Here is a 16,651-nt window from a genome sequence, read left to right on the forward strand (position 1 = left end):
TCCTTATTAATCACACAAGTCAGGTGTTTACGTGCAGAAGTATTTAACAGAAGCGCGTCAATTGCTGGCCCTCGCGATTCCCGTTATCCTGGCTCAGGTGGCGCAAACCGCGATGGGATTTGTAGATACCATTATGGCCGGCGCCGTCAGCGCCACGGATATGGCCGCCGTCGCTGTTGGCACGTCCATTTGGCTTCCCGCCATCCTGTTTGGTCATGGTGTTTTACTGGCATTGACGCCGACCATTGCGCAACTTAATGGTTCAGGTCGCCGCGAGCGCATCGCTGAACAGATTCGTCAGGGGTTTTGGCTGGCGTTTTTTCTCTCATTGCTCATTATGCTGGTCCTCTGGAACGCGGGCTATTTTATTCGCTCGATGCACGATATCGATCCGCTGCTGGCTGAAAAAGCGGAAGGTTATCTGCATGCCCTGCTGTTTGGCGCGCCGGGTTACCTGTTTTTTCAGGTGATGCGTAACCAGTGCGAAGGGCTGTCTAAAACCAAGCCCGGCATGGTGCTGGGCTTTCTGGGATTGATGCTCAACATTCCGCTCAACTATGTCTTTATCTATGGGCATTTTGGTATGCCCGCGTTGGGCGGTGTGGGCTGTGGCGTCGCCACCGCCTCCGTTTACTGGGCGATGTTTATCTGTATGCGCTTTTGGGTGCGGCGCATGCGCAGCATGCAGGATATCCGGCCTGAACAGCGCTGGTCATCGCCCTCGGCCGCCATTCTGAAACGTCTGGCCGGTCTGGGCCTGCCTGTCGCCCTGGCGCTGTTTTTTGAAGTGACCCTGTTTGCCGTGGTGGCGCTGTTAGTCTCCCCGCTGGGCATTGTGAATGTGGCTGGTCACCAGATTGCCCTGAACTTCAGCTCGCTGATGTTCGTGCTGCCGCTGTCACTGGGCGTCGCGACAACCATTCGCGTGGGCTATCGCCTGGGTCAGGGATCAACCGAACAGGCGCGCGTGTCCGCCTGGACCGCGCAGGGCGTGGGCGTGAGTATGGCCGTGCTTACGGCGATCTTTACGGTGACCTTCCGCCATCACATTGCGCAGCTCTATAACGATAACCCCGACGTAGTGACGCTGGCTGCTCAACTGATGATGCTGGCCGCCATTTACCAGATTTCGGATTCCATTCAGGTGATTGGCAGCGGTATCCTGCGCGGTTACAAAGACACAAGGTCTATTTTCTTTATAACCTTTATCGCCTACTGGCTACTGGGGCTGCCTTCAGGGTATATCCTGGCGTTGACCGACTGGGTGGTGCCGCGCATGGGCCCGGCAGGATTCTGGTGTGGGTTTATTGTCGGCCTGACCTCAGCCGCCGTCATGATGCTGTGGCGGGTTCGGCGTTTGCAGCAACTCCCGGCCGCGTTAATCCTTTCGCGCGCATCGCGTTAAAAGCAGAACGGGCCGTAACAGGCCCGTTACGTTCAAAAAAACGACGCTTCGCACAGATGATGTTCATTCATTTGCAATTTTGCGTTTTTCCCCTTGCCAGCCTTCTGCGCTGTCGTTAATATTCGTCCCCGCTGTCGCCCTGACAGCATGTTGCGCTCTTAGCTCAGTTGGTTAGAGCACCACCTTGACATGGTGGGGGTCGATGGTTCGAGTCCATTAGAGCGCACCAAGTGCGTCCGTAGCTCAGTTGGTTAGAGCACCACCTTGACATGGTGGGGGTCGGTGGTTCGAGTCCACTCGGACGCACCAAATTTATTTTGCGCTCTTAGCTCAGTTGGTTAGAGCACCACCTTGACATGGTGGGGGTCGATGGTTCGAGTCCATTAGAGCGCACCACTCTTTTACTTCCTTTCTTCACTTGCGCAACAACCCATTTCTTGATTTACATTGCCTTTACGTACTGTTTTTCGATTGGTTTTCGCATACTTAGTGATTATACTGGCCGCGTTGTTTACTTGAAAGGTTTCAGCGACTACGTGCTTATGACGATAATTAAGATTGTTTGCGCAACAACGTCCCGGTGGTTAAGCCAACTAACCACGCAACTTCTCTGCACGCCTGGCCTTCGTCACCTATTCTTATCCTGTATCACCCTTTTCTCTTTCAACCAGCGTTTTCATTTCGGTGCGCTGTCATCGAAACCCTATTTATCATCCATCACAACTTACAGATAACCCGTCATGAAAAAGACTAAGATCGTTTGTACTATCGGCCCAAAAACCGAATCCGAAGAGATGTTGACCCAGCTGCTTGAAGCAGGCATGAACGTGATGCGTCTGAACTTCTCGCACGGCGACTATGCAGAACACGGTCAGCGCATCACCAATATGCGTGCTGTCACCCAAAAAACTGGCATTCCTGCCGCTATTCTGCTGGATACCAAAGGTCCGGAAATCCGCACCATGAAGCTGGAAGGTGGCAATGATGTGTCACTGAGAGCTGGCCAGACCTTTACTTTTACCACTGACCAGAGCGTGATTGGCAACAGCGAACGTGTTGCGGTGACGTATTCTGGCTTTGCCAACGATTTGAAAATCGGCAATACCGTTCTGGTTGACGATGGTCTGATCGGCATGAAAGTGACTGAAGTCACCGAAAACAGCGTCATCTGTGAAGTCCTGAACAACGGTGATTTAGGTGAGAATAAAGGTGTTAACCTGCCAGGCGTTTCTATCCAGTTGCCTGCGCTGGCCGAGAAAGACAAACGCGACCTGATTTTTGGTTGTGAACAAGGCGTTGATTTCGTTGCCGCGTCCTTTATCCGTAAGCGCTCTGACGTGCTGGAAATCCGTGAGCACCTGAAGCAGCACGGCGGCGAAAATATTCAGATCATCTCTAAAATTGAAAACCAGGAAGGCCTGAACAACTTCGACGAGATCCTGGATGCGTCTGACGGCATCATGGTCGCCCGTGGCGATTTGGGCGTTGAAATCCCGGTTGAAGAAGTGATCTTCGCGCAGAAGATGATGATCAAAAAATGTAATAAGGCGCGTAAGGTTGTTATCACCGCCACCCAGATGCTGGATTCCATGATCAAGAATCCACGTCCTACTCGCGCAGAAGCCGGCGACGTAGCGAACGCCATCCTGGACGGGACGGACGCCGTCATGCTGTCGGGCGAAAGTGCGAAAGGCCGTTATCCGCTGGAGTCGGTCACCATCATGGCGACCATCTGTGAGCGTACCGACCGCGTGATGAAGCCGCGCATTGATGAGCAGAATGACAACCGCAAACTGCGTATCACCGAAGCGGTGTGCCGTGGTGCCGTTGAAACCGCCGAGAAGCTGGAAGCGCCACTTATCGTTGTCGCAACAGAAGGCGGTAAATCAGCGAAGGCCGTGCGTAAGTACTTCCCTAACGCCACCATCCTGGCCTTAACCACCAATGCCACCACAGCGCGTCAGTTGATTCTGAGCAAAGGTATTGAGACGCGTATGGTCAGCGAAATTGCCTCAACCGACGATTTCTATCGTCTGGGTAAAGAAGCGGCGCTGGAAAGCGGTTTTGCTCAAAAAGGCGATGTTGTTGTGCTGGTTTCTGGCGCGCTGGTGCCAAGTGGAACCACGAATACCGCATCGGTACACGTGCTGTAATACGGGGTTTATGGCTTTATTATCGAAAGCGCCTTAAAAGGCGCTTTTTTTATGGGCTTTGTAATACAGATTCCTGAAAACGCCAGCCCAAAACAACAATAAAAATGCCCCTGAAATTAAGGTTAATCCGATTAAATCTCTCTGTTTTAGCTAAATTTTTTTATCTTCTTCTTTGATCCGCTGTTTCTTTGAGCGAACGATCATGTTTAAGCATGTTCTTATCAAAAAATTATTCTCAAGTTAAAAAGCTTTGTGTAATACTTGTAACGCTACATGGAGATTAACTCAATCTAGAGGGTATAAATAATGAATCGTACTAAACTGGTACTGGGCGCGGTAATCCTGGGTTCAACTCTGCTGGCTGGTTGCTCAAGCAACGCTAAAATCGACCAGCTGTCTTCAGACGTTCAGACTCTGAACGCTAAAGTTGACCAGCTGAGCAACGACGTGAACGCAGTGCGTTCTGACGTTCAGGCTGCTAAAGATGACGCAGCTCGCGCTAACCAGCGTCTGGACAACCAGGCTCACTCTTACCGTAAGTAAGAGTTCTGGTTTTAAAAATGGTGCCCTTGTGGCACCATTTTTTTTGTCTGCTGATCCGCAACTAACGCCTTCTCTTTCACTGATGCCGCGTCGTTCGTCGACAGCACGTTTGCCCTGTCCTGCCTCGTTTACTGTCGCGACTGTCCGTTAGCCCCATTCCGCATCGGTTATGTCCAGGCAGGCCTGTCGCCTCAATCTGCTTCGGTTACTGCACTGACAGGACTCGCGCCCTGTCCCGCATTAATTAGTGTGCCGACAGGACGCTTGCCTCATCCCGCACCGGCTCACCGGCACTGACCAGCACCGGCATGCCCGAACGGCGCGTCAGCGTAGCGTTAATCAAGGCCTGGTCACTTTTCTCGCTCTTCATAAACGTCCTGAAGCCCGCACTTAAGGCCAGAGGCGCGGTTTGCGGATCGTCTTTCTCGCTGCGCGACAAGGGCTGATGGACTTCAACGTAACGTTTGCCATCGGGCTCAACGGTATATTTCACCGGTTGGTTAATCACCTGCACGCGCGTTCCCACCGGCACCGCATTAAACAGCGCTTCGATATCGTCCGTGCGCAGGCGAATACAACCCGAACTCACGCGCATGCCGATACCAAAATTGGCATTAGTACCATGGATAAGATATTGCCCGGTTCCCCGCGCCATACGCAACGCATGCAGCCCCATAGGGTTATCCGGGCCTGCGGGCACCACTGCAGGCAGGGTAATGCCCTCTTTCGCGTAGCGCTTACGAATATTCGCGGTAGGCGTCCAGGTGGGATTAGGGATTTTCTGGCTGATGCTGGTCACCATCACGGGCGTCATGATCCCCATCTGACCGATACCAATCGGATACACGATGACCTTGTTTTCACCTTTTGGGTAATAGTACAACCGCAGTTCCGCCAGGTTTACCACAATGCCTTCGCGTGGCGTATCCGGCAGAATCATCTGTAGCGGAATGGTCAGCTGCGTACCCGGCCTGGGCAACCACGGATCGGTGCCTGGGTTCGCTTCCAGCATGCCCAGCAGGCCAACCTGATAACGCGCAGCGATATCTTCCAGCGGGCGTTTATTATCTGGCACCTGGGTAACAAGATTTTCACCTGTCAGGCGGCTGCCAGGCGGCGGCAAGGGATATTCGGTAGCAAAACCGGGTGCAGAGAGCCCAAAACAGGTCAGCAGCAATGCACCGGCTATATAAAAAGCAGGTTTCATGCGATGTTCTCATCAGACAGTAAAAAGACGCCGGATGGCGTCTTTGGAGTGTATCTTAGCTGAGGTTCTGAGCGGTATGGCGAATTGACTTAATCATCGCCTCCAGCCCCTGCGAGCGCGTCGGCGTGAGGTGCTGAACGAGGGCCAGTTCGCTGAACCAGTGGCGAACATCCAGTGCCACGATTTCAGCGGGTTGCAGGTTCTGATAAAGGCTAAATACGATAGCAATCAGTCCTTTAACGATAGCTGCATCACTGTCACCTTCAAAGGCGATCGTACCGTCTGCCTGCGGGGTCATCTTGATCCACACCTGACTCTGACAGCCGGTAATGGCATTTTCAGGCTGGTGCAGTGTTTCAGACGATTCCGGGAGTTTGGCACCTAATTCAATGATGTACAGATACTTCTCTTCCCAGTTAGCGCAACGATTAAAGTTGCGCACCAGTTTCTCTTTTTCTGGCAACGTGGCCATGAATCACTCCGTTTACGTTGTTCAGCCGCCCAGCAGGCGATGAATACGCGTCAGACCTGCCGCCAGCCGATCCACTTCGTCTTCACTGTTGTAGAACGTGAAAGAAGCGCGACACATCGCGGGGACCTGATAATGGCGCAGCAGCGGCATAGCGCAATGGTGGCCGGTACGAATCGCGATACCGTACTGATCAAGGAAGCTGCCGACATCAAAGGCGTGATGTTTGCCCAGGTTAAAGGCAATCACACCGGTACGCTGCTGCGAACCGTAGATCTGGATATCCGGCACGGAGGCGAGCTTATCAAGCGCATAATTCATCAGGATTGTTTCCCGCTGATGAATCGTATCCAGTCCCAGCGCCTCAACATACTCCAGCGCGGCGCCCAGACCAATGATGCCACCGGTATTCGGCGTTCCGGCTTCAAAACGCCACGGTGCCGTATTCCAGGTGGTGCCGGTGGGCAGCAGGACTTCACCAATCATCGATCCGCCCCCTTCCCAGGGTGGCATGATGTCCAGCAGCGCCTTGCGGCCATACAGCACGCCAATGCCCGTTGGGCCATAGAGCTTATGGCCGGAGAACACATAGAAGTCGCAGTCGATATCCTGTACATCGACGGCGCTGTGCATCACGGCCTGCGCCCCGTCGATCAGGGTAACCACACCTGCTGCCCTGGCCTGCGCGACGATGGCTTTGACCGGATTCACCGTACCAAGCACATTGGACACATGGGTGACCGCCAGCAGGCGCGTGCGGCTGTCAATCAGCCCCGCCAGTTGATCCAGCGCCAGCTCACCGTTGTCGGTCAGGGGCAGTACCCGAATTTCCGCACCACAGCGTTCAGCCACCATCTGCCAGGGCACGATATTCGCATGGTGCTCCATCTGCGTGATAATCAGGTTATCACCGGGTTGCAGTTGACTGCCCGCCCAACTGTTGGCAACCAGGTTGATGCCTTCCGTCGTACCTTTAACAAAAACGATTTCTTCCGCAGAAGCCGCATTCAGAAAACGTGCCGCCTGTTCGCGAACGTTTTCCATATCGCTGGTTGCCTGCTGGCTGAGCGTGTGAATACCGCGGTGCACGGCGGCATAGCCGTGCTGGTAGAAATGGCTTTCGGCATTGATGACCGACAAAGGACGCTGTGCGCTGGCCGCGCTGTCAAGGTAAGCCAGCGGATGACCGTTGACCTCACGCTTCAGAACCGGAAAATCCGCTCTGATACGCTCGAGATCGAAGTTCATCATGAGTTGTCTCCAGGAAAACGCTGAGCAATGCGCTGGAGCACCGCCTGGCGAAGAACGGGGTTCTCCAGCGTTTCGGTTAACTCAGCCGCAAAGGCGTGAATGATCATGGTCTGCGCGGCATCCTGCTCAATACCGCGCGAACGCAGGTAGAACATCTGCTCGTCATCAATACGGCCTACGGTCGCACCGTGGCTGCATTTAACGTCATCGGCATAAATTTCCAGCTGCGGCTTGGTATCCACTTCGGCCAGGCGGCCTAACAGCAGATTGTTGTTGGTCATCTGACCATCTGTCTTTAACGCATGCTGCGCCACTTTGATGTGGCCGTTAAAGACCGCACGCCCTTTGTCACGCACGATGGTTTTGTGCATCTGACGGCTCAGGCAGTGGCCTTTGTTGTGCTCAAGATAGGTGCGGGTATCCGCCACTTCCTGATTCACGGGCAGCACCAGACTGTTCAAAGAAAGCTGGGTGTTTTCGCCATTGAGCTGCGTACTGGTGTTATGACGGCTTAAACCCGCACCCAGTAAGAAGCTGGTGCTGGTCACCTGCGCATCACGGTTAATCACGATGTCATTATGGGCAAAGTGATAACTTTTAGTGCTTTCAAAGGCCAGCTTGGTGTGCTTCAGCGTAGCATTATCAGCGACAGCAAAGGTAAAGCGACCGCCGGTGAAGTGTGCGCTGTCGTTCAGCGTGACATAGTGCTCGATGACTTCCGCTTCTGCACTCTCTTCCAGTTGCAGATGATGACGGTAATGAACGGTGTTCATGCCATCATCTTTGCCGCTGGTGATGTGCAGGAGGTAAAGCGGACGTGAAGCCGCCTTACCGCGCGGCAGACGAACATGGGTCACTTCTTCAGCCAGGCTTTCCGTCAGATGCAGAAAGACTTCTGGCTGAATGGGCGCAGGCAGATCGCGACGCTCAGCGGCAACGCTGTGCTGAATCTCGAAAAAATCAGTCCCGGTCGCGCTCAGCGCAGACTGGAATTTGCCGTCGACAAACACCAGACGAATGGCATCCAGCGGCAGAGCCAGCGCTTCAACCTGTGAAGCACTCACGTCCTGAGACTCAGGCAACACAAAGTGCTGTGCCAGCAGGCCATCCAGCGGCGTGTATTTCCAGTTTTCATGCTTGCGCGTGGGCAAGCCCAGACGCATTAACTGCTGCCAGTGCTGCTGTGCCTGCATGGAGCGCAGTTCACCGCGCGATTCAAACAGGTGGTGCCACTGTTGCAGCGCAGTATCACTCTTCGTCGGTAAGCCAGCCATAACCCTGCTCCTCCAACTGTTTCACCAGCGAGAAGTCGCCAGATTTCACGATCTTGCCCTGATACAGCACATGCACAAAATCAGGTTTGATATAGTCCAGGATACGCTGATAGTGCGTGACGATGATGAACGCACGCTTCTCATCGCGCAGGCTGTTTACGCCGTTAGCCACGATTTTCAGGGCATCGATGTCGAGACCGGAGTCCGTTTCGTCCAGAATGCACAGATCGGGCTCAAGCGCGGCCATCTGCAGAATATCGTTACGCTTCTTCTCACCGCCGGAGAAACCGACGTTGACAGAACGGGTCAGCAGATCTTCAGGCATCTTGAGCAGATTAATTTTCTCTTCGATGAAATCCTGAAAATCAAAACGATCGAGCTCATCCTGCTGACGGTATTTGCGCACTGCGTTCACAGAGGTCTGCAGGAAAAACTGGTTGCTGACGCCAGGAATTTCAACCGGATACTGGAACGCCATGAAGATCCCTTCACCCGCGCGCTCTTCCGACTCCAGCTCCAGCAGGTCTTTGCCTTTAAAGGTCACTGAACCGCCGGTAATTTCATAGTCTTCACGGCCAGCTAAGGTCGCAGACAGCGTACTTTTACCTGAACCATTCGGTCCCATGATGGCATGAACTTCGCCCGGTTTAATCTCAAGGTTCAGACCACGTAAGATCGCTTTGTCTTCAACGCTAACCTGTAAATCTTTAATACTTAACATACTTATTCCTTCACATTGCTTCCGGCAACGCGTGTGACGGCGTCAATCAGCCCACACTGTGCTCAAGGCTGATGGCTAACAGTTTTTGTGCTTCCACTGCAAATTCCAGCGGCAGCTCAGAGAATACGTCTTTACAGAAGCCGTTCACGATCATCGAGATAGCATCTTCTTCACTGATGCCACGTTGCAGACAGTAGAACATCTGATCTTCGCCGATACGTGAAGTGGTCGCTTCATGCTCCAGCTGGGCGGTGTTGTTGCGGGTTTCAACATACGGGAACGTATGTGCTCCACAATCTGGCCCAATCAGCATGGAATCACACTGAGTAAAGTTACGTGCGTTGGTGGCCGTCGGCATGATTTTCACCAGGCCACGGTAGGTGTTCTGGCTTTTACCGGCAGAAATACCTTTGGAGATAATGGTCGACCGGGTGTTTTTACCAATGTGAATCATCTTGGTACCGGTGTCCGCCTGCTGGCGTCCGCTGGTTAAGGCGACGGAGTAGAACTCGCCCACGGAGTGATCGCCACGCAGGATACAGCTCGGGTATTTCCAGGTAATGGCCGACCCGGTTTCCGACTGCGTCCAGGACATTTTACTGTGGTCGCCTTCACACAGCGCACGCTTGGTCACGAAGTTAAGGATACCGCCCTCGCCTTCACCGCCCGGGAACCAGTTCTGCACGGTGGAGTATTTCACTTCCGCATTCTTGTGGATGATCACCTCGACCACCGCTGCGTGCAGCTGATAGCTGTCACGGACCGGTGCAGAACAGCCTTCAATGTAGCTGACATAGCTGTCTTCATCAGCAATCAGGATGGTGCGTTCAAACTGACCGGTTTTCGCCGCGTTAATACGGAAGTAGGTTGACAGCTCCATCGGACAACGCACCCCTTTCGGGATGTAAACAAAGGTACCGTCTGACGCAACCGCTGAATTCAGGGCAGCGAAGAAGTTGTCGTTGGGTGGCACTACCGTGCCCAGATATTTCTTCACCAGCTCCGGATGATCGTGAATGGCTTCACCGAACGAGCAGAAGATAATGCCCTGTTCCGCCAGCTTGCTACGATAGGTGGTGGACACTGACACCGAGTCAAAAATGGCGTCAACCGCCACTTCTTTGCCTTCACGCACCGGTACACCCAGTTGGTTGAAGGCGTTTTCCACTTCCTTCGTCAGGTAATCGTTGGCAGGCGCCGCGCCTGAAGCCTGCGTGGCTCCCGGCTCCGACGCACAGGTATCGTCACAATTGCCGCACGACGGCGCGGAATAGTAACTGTAATCCTGATAGTCGAGCTTTTCGTAGTGCGCTTTCAGCCAGTGTGGCTCTTCCATTTCCAGCCAGGCACGAAAAGCTTTAAGCCGAAACTCCAGCATCCACTCTGGCTCGTTACGCTTAGCCGAAATTGCGCGCACGACATCTTCATTGATGCCGTTGGCAAATTCTTCGGTTTGCAACTGGGTAAAGAAGCCCTCTTTATAATTGAGCTTGCCTTCCCACATTTGTACATCGTCAGATGTTTCGCTGTGTCGTGACATATTTCACTTACTCGACGCCAAAGCTTTCACCGCACCCGCAGGCGTGTTGAGCTTTAGGGTTATTGAATTTAAAAATTTGATTCAGGCCTTCACGGACGTAATCCACTTCAGTGCCATCGATAAATGGCATCGCCTGAAGCGGTACAAACAATGTTGCGCCGTAGTAGGTAAACTGCAGGTCGTCATCTTCTGGTTGCTTCACCAGATCCATGACATAACCAAAGCCGGCACAACCGGATTGTTTAATCGCTAAACGCAGGCCCTTGACTTCTGGGTTTTCTGCGGCCAGATTTAGAATTTGTTTCGCTGCGGTTTCGGTCAGCGTTAACCCTTTCCACACATATTCGTCAGGTGAGAAAGAGTCTGCATTCACGGATGACATGTTGCTACCTCTTGTGAGTCCGGACCTTTTCAGGCTATCCCCCTATGGTAGTGATCTCACTGATCACTTCAACCTCTTGTTTTGCAGGGATAATCATTAGGTGCTGTTTTTAACAGCGCATTTATTAAGCATAGCGTCTTCAGCCAGGCTTGCATTCGCAAAACAGGCAGGAAGCACGACCCCGTAACCTGTTAATAACTGGTGAATTTTAAAATCATCACTTTATGATAAACCCTTTATTGATAGGTTACGCCTTTCTGTGTTGTAAACAGATTGTTATTTCCGATTATACCGACAGGTGAAATAAATCGGAAAAAAATTCTCATTTGCCAATTGCAATCGCTGTTCAGTTGAATATGATAATTATTATCATTCAGCATCAGGATGCGTTATGTCGTTATCGGTTTCCGCCTGGCTTCAGCACAAACTTGATGAATACCGTTTTTCGGTTCGCGATCTCACTGTCGATTTTTACCTGGCGCAGGCCAGACTTGACCGGGCTGAGTGTACCGTTCAGCAGTTACGTCAGTTCAATGATACCTGTCTGGATATGGCAGAACTTTGCCAACTGAACGGTGACGACCAGAGTTATTTGCATGCCATGGGTAAGCTTCATCACCGACTGGTCGTAGAAATGCAAAATCCCGACCGGGATCGGCTGTTTCGCATTCAGGCTTACCAGCTGGCAAGACTGTCACTGACCCGGCTATGCCACCAGCTGGCCATTACAGGTGAATGGGAACAGGCGACGGTGCTCCAGAGTAACTTTGTCAAACATGCAGGCTGGATATTCTAATCCAGCCTGCGGTTGACGTCTCCTGCCTTTTTACACCAGCTCAAGCAGAGCCTGAAGCGGATGGCGCATACCATTGCCTTCAACACGTTTAACCTGGCTCCGGCAGGAAAAACCGGTTGCCAGACAGCGTTGACGCGGCAGCTTTTGCAACTGCGGATGCCATGAGAGCGCGTAAATGCCCAGCGAGTTGTCCAGATTTTTGCTCTCGTGTCCGTAAGTGCCCGCCATGCCACAGCAGCCCACGTTGATGTTTTCCAGCTTTGCACCAAAACGTAAAAAAATCGCCTGCCACTGACCGGGCGTTGCAGGCAAGGCGGTGACTTCGGTGCAGTGCGCAAACAGATACCAGGCTTCGCCGCTGGCAATCTGGACGTCACGTTCCTGCACCGCATTCTGCAACCATTCATGCACCAACAGCACATTGAAGTCGCCCCGCGCCTCTCCCAGCGTCTGGCGATATTCATCGCGATAACACAGGACCGTTGCGGGATCGATGCCGACCATTGGCATCCCCAGTCGGGCGACGCGATTGAGAAAATCGGCGGTTTTACTGGCCGTGCGGGCAAAGCGTTGTAAAAAGCCTTTAACGTGCTGTGCCTTACCGTTTGGCGAGAAGGGCAACAGAACAGGTTGATAGCCGAGTTTCTCAATCAGCCTGATAAAGTCGCTGACCAGCCGGGCCTCATAGAAGCTGGTAAAGGGATCCTGCACCACCAGCACCGTTTTCGCCCGCTGCGCCTCCGTCAGCCCTTCAAGCTGTTCCAGCGTCATCTGCATTGCCGGATGGCCGCTCAGCTGCTGTTTGAGTGTAGGTGAGGAAAGCAAGGGCAAATCCACCATGCCAATGTGCGTTTTGCTGAACGATGCGGCCCAGGGCTGTTTAAGGAAGAAGTTAAAGACTGTAGGCGCTTTTGCCATCACGGGCGCATAGCTTTCCACCGCGGCCACCAGATGATCGCTCAGGGGACGAAGATAGCGCGTATGATAAAGCTGCAAAAAACGCGAGCGGAAAGCCGGCACGTCAATTTTAATCGGGCACTGGGTTGAACAGGCCTTACAGGCCAGGCAGCCTGACATGGCGTCCTTCACTTCATGCGAAAAATCATATTCCCCTTTATTCGCATACCAGGTGTTCCGCATGCGGCCAACCAGCCCCCGCAACGACAACGTCTTCTCTGGCAGTTTTTTCTCCAGCATCACCGGATCCACGCCCTGCTCTGCCAGCAAGCGCAGCCATTCGCGTGTTAAGGTGGCGCGCCCTTTAGGTGAATGAATGCGGTTGCGCGTGATTTTCATCGAGGGGCACATTGGGCTGCGCACGTCGAAATTGAAGCACAAGCCATTACCGTTACATTCCATCGCGCCACGCCAGGTGTCACGCACCTGTACAGGAATCTGGCGGTCATAGCTGCCGCGTTTGGTGGCATCCACCTGCATCATCGCCGCATCGCTGTTGTAAGGCGTACAGATCTTGCCGGGGTTCAGCCGGTTATCGGGATCGAACGCCGCTTTGATACGGCGCAGTTCGTTGAACAGGGTGTCCCCGAAGAAGGCCGGACTGTATTGCGCGCGAAAGCCCTTGCCATGTTCGCCCCACAGCAGACCGCCATAGCGCGCGGTCAGTTCGACCACCTCATCAGAAATCTGCTTCATCATCATTTCCTGATGCGGATCGCACATATCCAGCGCCGGCCGGACATGGAGCACGCCTGCGTCCACATGGCCAAACATGCCGTAACTCAGGCCATGGCTGTCAAGAAGCGCCCGGAACTCGACGATGTAGTCGGCAAGGTGTTCCGGCGGCACGGCCGTATCTTCGACAAACGGAATCGGCTTCGCCCGCCCTTTCGCATTGCCCAATAATCCCACCGCTTTTTTACGCATGTTATAAATGCGTTCGATGCTGTCCAGGTCGTTACAGCGTTGATAGCCAATGACGCCGCCTTCCTGCTGCGCGATCAGCGCATCAAGTCGGCTGCAGAGTTGCGTCAGTTGCTGCTCAATTTTCGCTTCGTCATCCCCGGCAAACTCCACAATATTCAGCCCTGACATCGTTTTGTCGGGAACATCGGTGATCAGCGCTTTCACCGAGTGCCAGACGATGTCCTCCCGTGCCAGATTGAGCACTTTCGAGTCCACCGTTTCGACGGAAAGAGCCTGCGCCTGTACCATCAGAGGCGCATTGCGCAAAGCAGAATCAAAGGAGTCGTATTTGATATTCACCACGCGCCGCACTTTAGGCAGGGGCGTAATGTCCAGCCGGGCTTCACTGATAAAGGCCAGCGTGCCTTCTGCGCCGCACAGCAGGCGCGTCAGGTCAAACGTTTGCATATCGTCGCTGAAGACATGACGCAAATCGTAGCCGGTCAGGAAGCGGTTCAGTTTGGGAAATTTTTCCAGAATCAGGTCACGCTGTTCGCGACATCGCGTCAGGACCTGCTGATAGATGCGGCCCTCTGGCGTGGGCGTTTGCGCCAGGCTTTCGGCCAGCGCCGTGGGCATGGGCCGGGTATCCAGAATATCGCCCCCCAGCAGGACCGCCCGCAACCCAAGAACATGATCAGAGGTTTTACCATACACCAGTGATCCCTGGCCGGAGGCATCGGTATTGATCATGCCGCCCAGCGTAGCGCGGTTACTGGTCGACAACTCTGGCGAGAAAAAGTAACCAAACGGTTTCAGATACGCGTTAAGTTGATCTTTAACCACGCCCGCTTCTACACGTACCCATCCCTGTTCGGTGTTAACCTCCAGGATGCGGTTCATGTAGCGGGACATATCCACAATAATGCCCTGATTCAGTGACTGACCGTTAGTGCCGGTCCCGCCACCGCGCGGGGTGAAAACCAGACTCGAAAACGCCGGGTCTCCCGCTACGCGGGCAATCAGCGCGACATCAGCCGTCGAGCGCGGAAACAGCACCGCATCGGGCAGCAGCTGATAGATGCTGTTGTCGGTTGAGAGAGAAAGCCTGTCGGCATAACTGGTGGCGGTGTCGCCGGTGAAGCCCTGTTCTTTGAGGGTTTCAAGGAATGTCAGCACCCGCTGGATAAGACCCGGTGCCTGAGAAATCTGTGGGATCATGATTCTGTGACCAAAGATGTTGTGTAGGTTTGCGTCTGTCGCGTGCGTTAATCTCCTGTTTTATCACATTTCTGTCAGCCCTGTCGTTTTTTCAGGAAAGGCTGAAACCATTTCTTTACAAGCCTGTTTAAACGCCCTCAAATAGCTCATGATGACGGGTCACTGTCATCCCCTGCGTTGACGGATCTCAAAGAGGTAATGCTTAAGATGAAAAGCCTGGAACGGCAGATAGACCTTCCCCAAATGTTGTTCACTCTGATATTCATTTTGCTGTTGATTGCCGCCTGCTTATGGGTGGTGCAACCTTTTATCCTCGGCTTCGCCTGGGCCAGCATGGTAGTGATTGCAACCTGGCCGTTAATGCTGAGAATTCAGCGACTGCTCTGGGGCCGGCGTTCTCTGGCCGTCATTGTGATGACCATTCTGCTTCTGCTGCTGTTTATTATTCCGGTTGCCCTGCTGGTGAACAGCCTGATTGATAACAGCGCTCCGGTAATTGCCTGGGCGACGCAGGGCCATATGCTGCCGACGCTGAGCTGGCTGAATGACATTCCTGTGGTCGGGGAAAAACTGTATGCCAGCTACCAGAAACTGGTGGCCGGCGGCGGTGCGGCCATCATGGCCAAGCTTCAGCCTTACGTCGGTCGTACAACAGGCTTCTTTGTTGCGCAGGCCGGACACTTTGGCCGGTTTATGATTCATCTGGCCGTGATGCTGCTGTTTAGCGTGCTGCTCTACTGGCGCGGTGAACAGGCGGCGCTGGGAATTCGCCATTTCGCTATGCGCATGGCGGGCCGTCGCGGTGATGCCGCCGTTTTGCTGGCCGGGCAAGCCGTACGCGCGGTGGCGCTGGGCGTGGTGGTGACTGCGCTGGTACAGGGCGTGCTGGGCGGTATCGGGCTGGCCATCTCCGGCATTCCTTATGCGACCTTGCTGACCGTCCTGATGATCCTCTGCTGTCTGGTCCAGATTGGTCCCCTGCTGGTGCTGGTGCCCGCCATCGTTTATCTCTACTGGAGCGGCGATACGACCTGGGGCACGGTGCTGCTGGTGTGGAGCTGCGTCGTCGGAACACTGGACAATATTTTGCGTCCCGTGCTGATTCGTATGGGTGCCGACCTGCCGCTGATTCTGATTTTATCCGGTGTCATTGGCGGACTCATCGCGTTTGGCATGATCGGACTGTTTATCGGCCCCGTCGTGCTGGCCGTCTCCTATCGCCTGGTGTCCGTCTGGATGAATGAAGTGCCCAGACCACCGGTCGATCCGCTCAAAGCCCTGGACGAAAAGACGGATCAATAGGCCCTGTTCTGCATTTCATATGATTAGTAGTGGTTAAGTAGGCTGGCTGATTAAGATATCACCAGCCTTTTTTTCATTAGTAGTTTTTAAGATAAAACGCATATTTAGCGCTTTAAGCCCATTTTTCGGCCTGAAATGATTATTTTTCATACATAATAACTCTCCTGAACGCTCTTAATGATGGTCAAAATATTATTTCCTTTAAACTAATAAGAGGATTCTTAAAGACGCCAGCAAGCGGTATGAATAACATATTTAACAAGTTTGAAATCAACTCACTGATTTCTAAACACCCTTATTTCCCCTGAGTAGCGTAAAGAATTGCTGTGTGTAGTCTTTGCCCATCCCCTGTGATGGGCTTTTTTTTTGCCTGTCGAAAAGGGGTTGCGCCCCTTTTTCACCGGTCAGGTTGTATGAACAGGCCGAAGAGCAACCTCGCCCCATATACGCTTTCCGCGCAAGTGATATCTCGACAACCGGAGCGGGTCAGCACTGATCAACCCCGTCTGTTTTTCCGCCGGGAA

13 protein-coding genes, 3 tRNA genes and 1 other RNA gene are annotated in these 16,651 nt (G+C 53.3%); 9 read left to right on the forward strand and 8 right to left on the reverse strand.

Translation table 11 applies throughout. The features are described from left to right. Positions 1-31: 31 nt before the first annotated feature. The 6 genes from C7433_RS02890 to C7433_RS02915 all read left to right on the forward strand — a co-directional run bounded on the left by C7433_RS02890 (position 32) and on the right by C7433_RS02915 (position 4,101). The gene (locus tag C7433_RS02890; RefSeq protein ID WP_006118979.1) at positions 32-1,405 is read left to right on the forward strand and encodes an MATE family efflux transporter; all 1,374 of its coding nucleotides are present in this window, start codon (positions 32-34) and stop codon (positions 1,403-1,405) included. Between the two features lie 152 nt (positions 1,406-1,557). Continuing rightward, positions 1,558-1,634, forward strand: a tRNA-Val gene (locus C7433_RS02895). A 3-nt stretch (positions 1,635-1,637) separates the two neighbouring features. Beyond that, positions 1,638-1,714 (forward strand) — tRNA-Val (locus C7433_RS02900). A 10-nt stretch (positions 1,715-1,724) separates the two neighbouring features. Beyond that, positions 1,725-1,801, forward strand: a tRNA-Val gene (locus tag C7433_RS02905). Between the two features lie 344 nt (positions 1,802-2,145). After that, positions 2,146-3,558 (forward strand): pyruvate kinase PykF, encoded by a 1,413-nt coding sequence (gene pykF / locus C7433_RS02910; RefSeq protein WP_110267579.1) that lies wholly within the window; start codon positions 2,146-2,148, stop codon positions 3,556-3,558. Between the two features lie 306 nt (positions 3,559-3,864). Further along, positions 3,865-4,101, forward strand: coding sequence for a major outer membrane lipoprotein (locus C7433_RS02915; protein WP_006118977.1), 237 nt, complete (start codon positions 3,865-3,867; stop codon positions 4,099-4,101). 244 nt (positions 4,102-4,345) lie between these two features. On the opposite strand, the gene C7433_RS02920 is transcribed toward C7433_RS02915, so the two are convergent. The 7 genes from C7433_RS02920 to sufA are packed head-to-tail and all read right to left on the reverse strand — an operon-like array spanning position 4,346 to position 10,945. Next, the gene (locus C7433_RS02920) at positions 4,346-5,308 is read right to left on the reverse strand and encodes a L,D-transpeptidase family protein (RefSeq protein ID WP_039340609.1); all 963 of its coding nucleotides are present in this window, start codon (positions 5,306-5,308) and stop codon (positions 4,346-4,348) included. A gap of 55 nt (positions 5,309-5,363) precedes the next feature. Beyond that, the gene (gene sufE / locus C7433_RS02925; RefSeq protein ID WP_006118976.1) at positions 5,364-5,780 is read right to left on the reverse strand and encodes a cysteine desulfuration protein SufE; all 417 of its coding nucleotides are present in this window, start codon (positions 5,778-5,780) and stop codon (positions 5,364-5,366) included. A 21-nt stretch (positions 5,781-5,801) separates the two neighbouring features. Further along, a complete protein-coding gene (gene sufS, locus C7433_RS02930) occupies positions 5,802-7,025 on the reverse strand; it encodes a cysteine desulfurase SufS (protein ID WP_058701739.1) in 1,224 nt (407 codons plus the stop codon). Further along, the gene (sufD, locus tag C7433_RS02935; RefSeq protein ID WP_110267580.1) at positions 7,025-8,302 is read right to left on the reverse strand and encodes a Fe-S cluster assembly protein SufD; all 1,278 of its coding nucleotides are present in this window, start codon (positions 8,300-8,302) and stop codon (positions 7,025-7,027) included. Before sufD ends, sufS begins: the two co-directional genes overlap by 1 nt. Further along, complete coding sequence (gene sufC / locus C7433_RS02940; RefSeq protein WP_110267581.1) at positions 8,277-9,023, reverse strand: Fe-S cluster assembly ATPase SufC; 747 nt, start codon at positions 9,021-9,023, stop codon at positions 8,277-8,279. Before sufC ends, sufD begins: the two co-directional genes overlap by 26 nt. A 46-nt stretch (positions 9,024-9,069) precedes the next feature. Continuing rightward, a complete protein-coding gene (sufB, locus tag C7433_RS02945) occupies positions 9,070-10,563 on the reverse strand; it encodes a Fe-S cluster assembly protein SufB (RefSeq protein WP_110267582.1) in 1,494 nt (497 codons plus the stop codon). A 7-nt stretch (positions 10,564-10,570) separates the two neighbouring features. Continuing rightward, positions 10,571-10,945: a Fe-S cluster assembly scaffold SufA gene (gene sufA, locus C7433_RS02950; RefSeq protein WP_006118971.1), complete on the reverse strand. Its 375-nt coding sequence runs from the start codon at positions 10,943-10,945 to the stop codon at positions 10,571-10,573. A gap of 391 nt (positions 10,946-11,336) precedes the next feature. On the opposite strand from sufA, the gene C7433_RS02955 reads away from it, so the two are divergent. Further along, positions 11,337-11,741: a hypothetical protein gene (locus C7433_RS02955; RefSeq protein ID WP_006118970.1), complete on the forward strand. Its 405-nt coding sequence runs from the start codon at positions 11,337-11,339 to the stop codon at positions 11,739-11,741. Between the two features lie 30 nt (positions 11,742-11,771). On the opposite strand, the gene C7433_RS02960 is transcribed toward C7433_RS02955, so the two are convergent. Next, positions 11,772-14,825, reverse strand: coding sequence for an FAD-binding and (Fe-S)-binding domain-containing protein (locus C7433_RS02960; protein ID WP_058708699.1), 3,054 nt, complete (start codon positions 14,823-14,825; stop codon positions 11,772-11,774). 207 nt (positions 14,826-15,032) lie between these two features. On the opposite strand from C7433_RS02960, the gene ydiK reads away from it, so the two are divergent. Both ydiK and rprA read left to right on the forward strand, forming a co-directional pair. Beyond that, complete coding sequence (gene ydiK / locus C7433_RS02965; RefSeq protein ID WP_110267583.1) at positions 15,033-16,127, forward strand: AI-2E family transporter YdiK; 1,095 nt, start codon at positions 15,033-15,035, stop codon at positions 16,125-16,127. Between the two features lie 259 nt (positions 16,128-16,386). Further along, positions 16,387-16,496, forward strand: an RNA gene (gene rprA, locus C7433_RS02970) — antisense sRNA RprA. Positions 16,497-16,651 lie beyond the last annotated feature (155 nt).

Origin of the sequence: Pantoea sp. PNA 03-3, from assembly GCF_003201175.1 — a bacterium.
In the GTDB taxonomy this organism is placed as follows: Bacteria; Pseudomonadota; Gammaproteobacteria; order Enterobacterales; family Enterobacteriaceae; genus Pantoea; species Pantoea stewartii.

Bases quoted from the DNA above. Each gene is read 5' to 3' on its own strand.
- C7433_RS02955 (WP_006118970.1), top strand. From the start codon at position 11,337: ATGTCGTTATCGGTTTCCGCCTGGCTTCAGCACAAACTTGATGAATAC.
- sufE (WP_006118976.1), bottom strand. From the start codon at position 5,780: ATGGCCACGTTGCCAGAAAAAGAGAAACTGGTGCGCAACTTTAATCGT.
- sufB (WP_110267582.1), bottom strand. From the start codon at position 10,563: ATGTCACGACACAGCGAAACATCTGACGATGTACAAATGTGGGAAGGC.
- C7433_RS02915 (WP_006118977.1), top strand. From the start codon at position 3,865: ATGAATCGTACTAAACTGGTACTGGGCGCGGTAATCCTGGGTTCAACT.
- sufA (WP_006118971.1), bottom strand. From the start codon at position 10,945: ATGTCATCCGTGAATGCAGACTCTTTCTCACCTGACGAATATGTGTGG.
- C7433_RS02920 (WP_039340609.1), bottom strand. From the start codon at position 5,308: ATGAAACCTGCTTTTTATATAGCCGGTGCATTGCTGCTGACCTGTTTT.
- pykF (WP_110267579.1), top strand. From the start codon at position 2,146: ATGAAAAAGACTAAGATCGTTTGTACTATCGGCCCAAAAACCGAATCC.
- C7433_RS02960 (WP_058708699.1), bottom strand. From the start codon at position 14,825: ATGATCCCACAGATTTCTCAGGCACCGGGTCTTATCCAGCGGGTGCTG.
- sufC (WP_110267581.1), bottom strand. From the start codon at position 9,023: ATGTTAAGTATTAAAGATTTACAGGTTAGCGTTGAAGACAAAGCGATC.
- sufD (WP_110267580.1), bottom strand. From the start codon at position 8,302: ATGGCTGGCTTACCGACGAAGAGTGATACTGCGCTGCAACAGTGGCAC.
- sufS (WP_058701739.1), bottom strand. From the start codon at position 7,025: ATGAACTTCGATCTCGAGCGTATCAGAGCGGATTTTCCGGTTCTGAAG.
- ydiK (WP_110267583.1), top strand. From the start codon at position 15,033: ATGAAAAGCCTGGAACGGCAGATAGACCTTCCCCAAATGTTGTTCACT.